This window comes from Vibrio sp. M250220, from assembly GCF_036533795.1.
Taxonomy (GTDB): Bacteria; Pseudomonadota; Gammaproteobacteria; order Enterobacterales; family Vibrionaceae; genus Vibrio.
In genome coordinates this window covers 1-7207 of sequence record NZ_JATABI010000080.1, presented here as the reverse complement: position 1 = coordinate 7207, position 7207 = coordinate 1, and the positions used below count along the sequence as shown (strand labels likewise).

Genomic DNA, 7207 nt, shown 5'->3' with positions numbered 1-7207 from the left:
CGGACTTCTGGTACAAGTATGTTGGTTTCGGTGGCAAGATCATCGGCATGACAACATTTGGTGAATCAGCGCCAGCTGACCAACTGTTCAAGATGTTTGGTTTCACTACTGAAAACGTAGTAAACACAGCAAAAGAATTGCTAGCGTAATCAACGCACTCTTCTAAGTGGAAGCCCTGCTCAAATGAGCAGGGCTTTTTTATTTCTCTTCAAATCGTTTGGCTAGTTGATAGAACTCACTGACCTGCCCTTTAAGCTGAAGTGCGTTTTCCTTGACGGAATGCGTTGCTGCGAGGTTCTGCTCTGCGGTAGAAGCAATCGACCATCGATTCCTTAACCGGCATAGCCAATCGCAGGCACCTTTACGATACCGCAAATACCTACATCGAGCTGGAACAGTATCATTACATCGCTGTTGTTATTGTCGATATAGACCACTTCAAGCTTTACAATGACACCTATGGTCATATCGAAGGCGATCGCGCCCTAGTTGAAGTGGCAAAGTGTCTGAGCGCGGTCGAGACACCCTATCAACATCTTGTTGCTCGCTACGGTGGCGAAGAGTTTTGCATCATCATGGCAAATGACATGCCCATCGATCTTGAGCCCTATGTAAGTCAATTAGTCGCTTCGGTTAACGCACTAAACATACCGCACCATACCTCGGCAACAGCAGAGTTCATCACCATCAGTGCTGGTGCTACAAGCGCCCATATTGATCATTACGACGAACTTTCAGCGATGATTCAAGCCGCAGATCGTGCCCTGTATCGGGTCAAGGAAACGGGACGAAACCATTATAGAATCGAGCCTAAACATGACACATCTCCCGTTTAGCGCTTTACTATGGGCAATTTCTCCTTACAATTGTCGCAAGTTTGAATTTCAAGGTTAATCCTATGTCTATCCAATGGTTTCCTGGGCACATGCACAAAGCCCGTAAAGAGATCGAAGAAGCAATTCCTCAAGTTGACGTCATCATCGAAGTGTTGGACGCTCGCATCCCTTTTAGTAGCGAGAACCCGATGATCTCCGAACTCCGTGGCGACAAGCCTGTCGTTAAGGTTCTCAACAAACGTGACTTGGCAGATCCTGAGTTAACTCAGTTGTGGATTGACCATTTTGAGAAAGAAAACAACGTTAAGGCGATGGCCATCACCACCAGCAACACTCAAGAAGTCACAAAGATCCTTGAGCTATGTCGTAAACTCGCACCTCATAGAGAAGAGATTGGCAAAAACATTCGCACCATGATCATGGGTATTCCGAATGTGGGTAAGTCAACCATCATTAACACGCTTGCGGGGCGTGCAGTTGCCGTTACAGGCAATCAACCAGCAGTGACTCGCCGCCAACAAAGGATCAATCTGCAAAACGGCATCGTTCTCTCTGATACACCGGGAATTCTATGGCCAAAAGTTGAGAATCCACATAGTGGTTTCCGCCTTGCCGCCACCGGCGCAGTTAAGGATACGGCGATGGAATATGATGAAGTTGCCTTCTATACGGTGGAATACTTAGCTAAGGCCTACCCTGAACGTCTTAAAGAACGCTACCAAATCGAAGAACTTCCGGACAGTGACATTGAACTGATGGAAGAGATCGGTCGCCGCCGAGGAGCATTACGTGCTGGCGGGCGAGTTGACCTACATAAATGTTCAGAAATCTTGCTTCACGAACTGCGTAACGGCACGTTAGGGCAAATCACCCTAGAATTACCTGAGATGATTACACAAGAGCTTATCGAAGTTGAAATCGAAGCGGCACATAAAGCAGAAATGAAAGCGAAGAAGAAAGAAGAACGTCGCAAACGGTATCTGAAAAACAAGCGCTAAGCGATTGTTATAGGGCAGCTTCTCCGCTGCCCTTTTTGTACTCCACTACCCGAGATTTCTGTTATATTATAACAAAAACCACACAGGAACATGATTGATGAAAATTCCTACCAACATCATTACAGGCTTTCTAGGCACTGGTAAAACAACAGCTATTCTCTCCCTGCTTAAAGAAAAGCCACAAAACGAGCAGTGGGCCGTTTTGGTCAACGAGTTTGGTGAAATAGGTATCGATGGTGCCATGATGACAGATCAAGGTGCGTTAATTAAAGAAGTTCCTGGTGGATGTATGTGCTGTGCTGCTGGGGTACCAATGTCTGTCGCGATAACCGCGCTACTGCGCACGAAACCCGATCGTTTAATTGTCGAGCCTACGGGTTTAGGCCATGCTCACAAGGTGCTGGCAACGTTAACATCTGCTCAATTCGCTGACTATATCGATCTGCGTGCAACAATAGGCTTAGTAGACCCGCGCAACTTATCGAACCCCAAATATACCGAGAATAGCAACTTTACCGATCAACTGGCCATTTCGGATATTATCATCGGTAACAAAGTTGACCAGTGCCATGTGAGCGATATTGATACCTTTAATGACTGGGTCACCGATCAAAATCCACCTAAAATCTACAGTCAGCTAGTCAAACAAGGACGCTTTCCTATTGAGCTACTTGATAGTCAACGCCGCAACAATGCTCCATCTTCTGAGCTAGCGCAGCATCATCATGAACACGCAGAGCAAGAACCTCAGTTTGCGTTGGCTCCCGATCAGCTCTACGTGCGTAAGGAAAACAAAGGTCAGGGCTATTTCAGCTGTGGCTGGCTATTTGGCGCGGAAGTTATTTTTGATTTTGATTTATTATTCTCGATGCTATCTGATCTCACAGCGGAACGCGTGAAAGGGGTATTAAATACCACGAACGGTTGCTACGCATTCAACGTAAGTAATGGCGTTGTGTCCGTTAATGAAATGTCACTACAAGGCTTTGAGAGCCGCATCGAGGTGATCGACAGCCAACTACTCCCTTGGGACCAGCTAGAGTCCGTCTTGAAAAGAATTGCCAACCTTGAACAGTAGGCCTCATTAAACGACAAAAGGCGCACCGTAAGTGCGCCCTATCCCTCGTTACTCAATCGTGAGTTTGCGAATCAGGAAGTCATAAGTTGCGACCTGATCAATGACGAGGCTTTCAAATATTTCGTTGAATCCATCCAAATTGTAGGTAAGGCGACAATTTCCTCCATGCGGGTCGGTTCAGATTGCCTTACACTTAAACTATGGTTCAAATCCCCAGTTTTGCAAGCTTCAGCAAGGCATTTATACGTCACTATTGTGAACTCGCTTCAGTATTTATTCATTTTCCATCCGTTCGCTTGTTGTCTTTTTATCAATTATGAAAATCAATATTTCAATCTTGTCGCTATAGTTAGTCTAAGACCGGCGTATAATTCGCACTATACCCCATCTATCCTCAAATTACGGAGCCCTCACGTCCATGACCAATAGAGAAAAATTGAAGCATTCCTTCCTTGCAAAAGTTCCTAAGGATGCAATTAATCAATTTCTCTCCAAGGACAAGACTCCGATTTCCGTGTTGTTTCTTTCACTCCTAGTTGGAGTGCTAGCTGGGCTCGTTGGCACCTATTTCGAAATTGCAGTTCACTTCGTATCAGAAACCCGTACAGAGTGGCTAAAAAGCGAGATTGGCAGCCTACTTCCATTGTGGTTAGCGGCATTTATCATTAGCGCGTCACTCGCTTTCATCGGCTATTTTTTAGTTCATCGATTCGCTCCAGAGGCTGCCGGTTCTGGTATCCCTGAAATCGAAGGGGCGATGGATGGAATTCGCCCTGTGCGCTGGTGGCGAGTGATCCCAGTAAAGTTCTTTGGTGGCATGGGTGCATTAGGCTCTGGTATGGTGCTGGGACGCGAAGGCCCAACGGTGCAAATGGGTGGAGCGATAGGTCGTATGGTGACCGACATTTTTAAAGTCGACAATGACGACACCAAACACTCTTTGCTGGCATCAGGTGCGGCCGGCGGCCTAGCGGCTGCTTTTAACGCGCCTCTTGCGGGGATTATGTTCGTTGTTGAAGAGATGCGTCCGCAGTTTCGTTACTCGCTAATCTCTATTCGAGCGGTGATTATTTCCGCCATTTCCGCCAACATTGTGTTCCGCTATATCAATGGTCAAGATGCAGTCATCACCATGCCCCAATATCAAGCGCCAGATCTCGCGACCTTGTGGCTCTTTCTCCTTCTTGGTGCCCTGTTTGGCATGTTTGGGGTTGTGTTTAACCAACTGGTGACTTTGTCACAGGATCTGTTCGTTAAACTGCATAGAAATGACCGTAAACGTTACTTGATCACAGGCTCACTTATTGGTGGTTGCTTTGGCATTATGCTGCTTTACTTCCCTGAAGTGACGGGGGGTGGTATAAGCCTTATTCCCAATATTACTAATGGCGGCTACAGCGCGTCGATACTATTGCTGATGTTCGTCGCACGTATCGCTACAACCATGATCTGTTTTGGTTCAGGGGCACCAGGTGGCATTTTTGCGCCAATGCTGGCACTTGGGACGCTGTTTGGATACGCTTTCGGTCTCATTGCACAAGGACTATTTCCAGAGTTACCGATTACACCCGGTATGTTTGCAATCGCGGGTATGGGAGCCCTATTTGCTGCGACGGTTCGGGCTCCTATCACCGGCATTTTGTTGGTAATAGAAATGACCAACAACTACTACCTAATCCTGCCATTAATCATCACCAGCTTGGGGGCCGTTATTTTTGCTCAAATGCTAGGTGGACAACCGATCTACAGCCAACTGCTGCATCGAACTCTTAAAAATGAGAAGTTAAGACAGAAAGATCTCCCGACAAATGCGCAATGAGATTTGCCTCGCAACCGTTTGGCTTGCTATTATCGCCGCAGATTAAAGCAAGGCAAAGGAGTGTCTCAGTCAAAAGATAGCTTTGCTTATCACGCCGATTTAGCAGCATATAGGATGAATCTTTTTGAACTGGCGACGTTTTACTCAATTCCAGAGTGTCCCTCCGTCTCAAGCCGCTTTGGCTCTCGGTATGATCGGTCTTGGTCATGCTTGGGCACTCTACATTCCAGAAATCGGTGAGCTAATACGCCCTTACCTTGCAGGTTTTGGGGCACTATTGCTTTTTCCGGTTTTGGTAAAATATCTCACCAGTTACTCCACTTTTATTAATGACATTCGTCACCCGTTGAGTGGCAGTCTTATGGCTCCAATGAGCATGGCACTGTTGATTTTGTGTGATTATCTCGCCCTTATTTCGCCGGTGATCGCTTACCCAATTTGGTTTGTAGCCCTACTATTGCATCTGACAATGATGACCTTGTTCTTCACTTTTCAGTTGTTGAACTTCAAGATGTCCAACATCGTACCAAGCTGGTTTCTCTATCCAGTTGGCCTTATCAGTAGTTCGTTAGCTGGCACTCAATTTGGTCACAACGTTTTTTCTGAATCACTGGTTATGGTTTGCATCGGCATTTACTTCTTTATGCTGCCGTTGATTCTCTATCGTCTCGTTTTTGAAGGAATGTTGCCTAAGCGTGCCAAACCAACACTTGCCATAATGGCGGCACCCATCAACCTTACATTAGCGTCTTACCTAGTTAACTTTCCTCATCCAGATCCGATTTTGACAGGTGCACTGGCGGGAATCGCTATTACTATGACGCTACTGATTTATCTCTGTTACATACGCTTGATGCGTCTCAAGTTTCAGCCTTCCATCGCAGCAGTCACCTTCCCTTCCGTGATTAGTGCGATTGCTATGCACCGTCTCACCTCTTTCTTTGGTGAAAACTATCCTCACTGGTACTGGTTACATCGATTTGGTCTATTTGAACTTTCCGTCGCCACCGGATTGGTGGTCTGGGTAACGGTTGGTTATTTCAAAATGTATTGGCCGGAAATCTTGTCTGACAATAGATAGATTTTTCAAAATAACACACAATGGACGGTATTATTTTATCGCCCTAAGATGGCTAAAGCCTATATAGGAAGAGCAGCTATAAATATAGGCAATATTTATCTCTGTAGCCAACACTACAAATATTAAATACCGCACTCGCATAACTTCATCATTTGATACATATATCCTTTGTCAGCTGGCGTTGTCTCGCAATAAAAAGGATATTCAAAAATGAATACATTACACAACCAATCGGCCTTGCCACAATTTATTCACGACAAGCTTAATCATCATATTGAAGATCTTATCAATCAAAATGATAATTCGCGGCATCTTGTTCTCGGTTTAACACCTAAACAAGATGATATTGTTCTTCAGAGCAATGATTATCTTGACCTTGCTAATCATGATCTGATTGTTAAACAACATATCAATGCGATAGCAAGTTGCCAAACCAGCCCGTTAATGTCTGGAATATTCCTACAGAGCGAAGAGCGTAAACCGAGTCTTGAGCATCAGTTAGCGAGCTTCACTGGGTTTCAATCGTGTTTACTTTCTCAATCTGGTTGGGAAGCGAACATCGCTCTACTGCAAACAATTTGTCACCAACACACAAAGGTTTACGTCGACTTTTTTGCTCATATGTCATTATGGGAGGGAGCAAGAATTGCTGGGTGCGATGTCCACCCATTTATGCACAACAACGTCCGTCATCTTGAAAAACTACTTAAACGGCATGGCGCAGGTGTTGTTGTCATTGATTCGATATACAGCACTATCGGTACCATTGCCCCAATCAGCGATATGATATCCATCGCTAAAGAATATGGCTGTGCGATTGTTGTCGATGAGTCTCACTCGCTTGGTCTTTTTGGCGCACAAGGAGCCGGTCTACTTCACCAACTTGGTCTTACTCATTTGGTTGATTTTATGACCGCAAGTCTCGCCAAAACATTCGCTTATCGTGCTGGTGCTATATGGTGTAATAATCAGGCAAATCAGTGTATCCCATTCGTTGCTTACCCTGCTATTTTTAGCTCTGCACTTTTACCCTACGAAGTTGAACGGCTTGATATGACCTTACAAGTTATAAAAGCGAGTGATGAGCGACGTCGTCGATTAGAGGAGATCAGTCATTATTTAAAGCATGAACTGGTTAAAAAGAACATTACCATTCGTAGCCATTCTCAAATTATTTCACTTGAAACTGGTGACGAACGAAATACAGAAAAAGTGCGCAATTTTTTAGAACATCATGGTCTATTTGGTGCCGTATTTTGTCGGCCGGCAACAGCAAGAAATAAAAACTTGATTAGATTCTCTCTAAACAGTTCTCTTAGCGAAAAGCAACTCGATAAAATTATTTACGTATGCTCCAAAGCAGCTGAGCAATCAGACATGTATATTCTTTAATCT

General features: G+C 45.0%; 7 protein-coding genes. All 7 read left to right on the top strand.

Features of this window, described 5'->3' with window-relative positions; all coding sequences use genetic code 11:
- Positions 1-149, top strand: a 149-nt coding sequence (locus QTN94_RS20685; RefSeq protein WP_443088801.1) for a transketolase-like TK C-terminal-containing protein, incomplete at its 5' end; no start/stop codon positions are given.
- A gap of 174 nt (positions 150-323) precedes the next feature.
- A complete protein-coding gene (locus tag QTN94_RS18885) occupies positions 324-836 on the top strand; it encodes a GGDEF domain-containing protein (protein ID WP_331418394.1) in 513 nt (170 codons plus the stop codon).
- 62 nt (positions 837-898) lie between these two features.
- Positions 899-1834 carry a ribosome biogenesis GTPase YlqF gene (gene ylqF, locus QTN94_RS18880; RefSeq protein WP_138970686.1) on the top strand — a complete coding sequence of 312 codons (936 nt, stop codon included), beginning with the start codon at positions 899-901 and terminating at the stop codon, positions 1832-1834.
- Between the two features lie 97 nt (positions 1835-1931).
- Complete coding sequence (locus QTN94_RS18875; RefSeq protein ID WP_331418392.1) at positions 1932-2912, top strand: CobW family GTP-binding protein; 981 nt, start codon at positions 1932-1934, stop codon at positions 2910-2912.
- A 418-nt stretch (positions 2913-3330) separates the two neighbouring features.
- The gene (gene clcA / locus QTN94_RS18870; protein WP_331428524.1) at positions 3331-4731 is read left to right on the top strand and encodes a H(+)/Cl(-) exchange transporter ClcA; all 1401 of its coding nucleotides are present in this window, start codon (positions 3331-3333) and stop codon (positions 4729-4731) included.
- Positions 4732-4855: 124 nt separating this feature from the next.
- Positions 4856-5812, top strand: a complete 957-nt coding sequence (locus QTN94_RS18865) for a TDT family transporter (RefSeq protein ID WP_331428523.1) — start codon at positions 4856-4858, stop codon at positions 5810-5812.
- A 210-nt stretch (positions 5813-6022) separates the two neighbouring features.
- Positions 6023-7204 (top strand): alpha-hydroxyketone-type quorum-sensing autoinducer synthase, encoded by a 1182-nt coding sequence (gene cqsA, locus QTN94_RS18860; protein ID WP_331418389.1) that lies wholly within the window; start codon positions 6023-6025, stop codon positions 7202-7204.
- Positions 7205-7207: the final 3 nt, after the last annotated feature.